The following is a 296-nucleotide window of genomic DNA, read 5'->3' as shown; positions in this document are numbered from 1 at the left end:
GAGAGGGGTCATGATTGTCGCCAACGAGTCGGGAATAACCATGCCGCCTATACCCTGAGGGCCTAGAAGTCCCTTGTGTCCGGACAGGTCGGAGATTCCGTTTAAGAAACGGGCCGTAAGAACCATTTCTTTATGATGGATATTTTCCATACCTTCCGCTTTGATAAAGTCAAGGGCCGCATGAAGGCCTATGATTCCGGGCAGGTTTAAAGTACCCGATTCGAAACGGTCGGGAAGAAAGTCAGGCATTTCTTCCGTATGTGACAGACTCCCCGTGCCGCCGGCGATGAGAGGGG

The 296-nt window shown here is 52.4% G+C and carries 1 protein-coding gene; it reads right to left on the bottom strand.

The window, feature by feature from the left end:
* Positions 1 to 296 (bottom strand): aminotransferase class V-fold PLP-dependent enzyme (locus tag PGX78_RS09430; RefSeq protein ID WP_270446712.1); only part of this gene is annotated, 296 nt, incomplete at both ends.

The organism is Megasphaera sp. AF13-6AC (assembly GCF_027685385.1).
Lineage (GTDB): Bacteria > Bacillota > Negativicutes > Veillonellales > Megasphaeraceae > Megasphaera > Megasphaera micronuciformis.
The sequence above is the reverse complement of the archived record's forward strand: the minus strand, read 5'-3'. Positions and strand labels throughout refer to the sequence as shown.